1 protein-coding gene is annotated in these 1,673 nt (G+C 73.0%); it reads left to right on the forward strand.

Translation table 11 applies throughout. From position 1 onward, the window contains the following. A partial coding sequence (locus Q4F04_RS15665; RefSeq protein ID WP_303370716.1) for a molybdopterin dinucleotide binding domain-containing protein occupies positions 1 to 1,453 on the forward strand: 1,453 nt, incomplete at its 5' end. Positions 1,454 to 1,673 lie beyond the last annotated feature (220 nt).

The raw sequence follows: 1,673 nt of genomic DNA on the forward strand, positions 1-1,673 counted from the left end.
GAACCCCGCCGTCACCCTGCCCGAGGCAGACGCGGTCCGCGCCGCCATCGCCGACTGCGATTTCGTGGTGGTCAGCGACGTGACCGGCGCGACTGACACCGCGCGGCTGGCCCATGTCCTGCTGCCCGCCGCCGCCTGGGCCGAAAAGTCGGGCACCGTCACCAATTCGGACCGCACGATCAGCCGCCAGCGCGCCGCCCTGCCGCCGCCGGGGCAGGCGCGGCCCGACTGGTGGGCGCTGGCGCAGGTCGCGCAGCGGATGGGCTTTGCGGGCTTCGACTGGGACGGGCCGGCCGCAATCTTCCGCGAGCACGCGGCGCTGTCGGGCATTGCCGGCCGGCTCGGGCGCGACTTCGACATCTCGGGCAAGGCCGGGATGTCTGAGGCCGAATACGAGGCGATGGAGCCGTTCCGCTGGCCCTTCACCGCCACCCGTCGGGGCGGCCGCTTCTTCGCCGACGGGCGGTTCCTGACCCCGGACAGGCGCGGGCGCATGGTCGCCGTGACCGCCCGCCCACCGGCAGGTGCGCTTGCGCCGGACCGCCCGTTCCGCCTGAACACGGGCCGCATCCGCGACCAGTGGCACAGCATGACCCGCACCGCCCGCGCCCCCCGGCTGAACCGCCATGTGGGCGAGCCCTTTGTCGAGGTCCATCCCGCCGATGCGCTGCGGCTTGGCCTTGCCCCCTTCTCGCTGGCCGAGGTCAGCAGCGGGTCCGGCCGTGCGATCCTGCGGGTGGTCGTCACCGACCGGATAGCGCGCGGCCAGCTTTTCGCGCCGATGCACTGGTCGGGCGAGACGGCCCCCAGCGGCCGCATCGACGCGCTGGTCCCAGCGGCTCTGGACCCCGTCTCGGGCCAGCCCGAATCCAAGGCCGCGGCGGTGGCGCTTGCCCCTTGGAACGCCCGCTGGTTCGCCTTTGCCGCCAGTGAGCGCGCCTTCACCCCGGCGACGCCCTATTGGGCAAGGCGGGCAACCGAAACCGGGCAGGCCGCGGAACTGGCCGCATTGGCCCCGCCCCACGAGGACGCCGAGTCTATGGCCCGCGCCCTCTTCGCCCTGCCGGATGCCGAGCTGATCCGCTGCGACGACCCCGCCCGCGGCCTGACCACCCTGTGCCTTGTCTCCGGGGGCCGCGTGCGCGCGCTGCTGTTCGCGTGCGCCGAGCCGGTGACGCTTTCCCGCGACAGCGTCATCGCCCGCATCGGCACACCGGTCGCGCTGTCGAGCCTTGCCCCGCGCGCCGGGGCGGATCAGCCGGACGCGGGCCCGATCCTCTGCGCCTGCATGGGGGTCGGCCGCAACCGCATCGCCGCCGCCATCGACGCGGGCGCCCGCGACGTGGCGGCGGTCGCCGCCGCGACCTGTGCGGGCACCGGATGCGGCGCCTGCCGTCCCGAGATCGCCGCGCTGATCGCCGTTGCCTCCGTTCCCGCCATGGCGGCGGAATAGTCGATGAAGACATCCCACCTGGTCCTGAACGTCTCCCGGCGTGCATTGTTATCATGAACGGCGGCGAGCAGGTCGTCCGGAACGGCCCTCACACCGCCGCCCCGGACGCACGATCCCTTGCGGCCCAAAGCCGACGGTCGACCTCCATCAGCTGCTGCACTGCGGCTTCCCGAAACCTGACGTTAATGCGCACTGCAGCAAGATCAGCCTCTGAGTGTCC

It is taken from the genome of Paracoccus sp. (in: a-proteobacteria) (assembly GCF_030536915.1).
GTDB lineage: Bacteria > Pseudomonadota > Alphaproteobacteria > Rhodobacterales > Rhodobacteraceae > Paracoccus.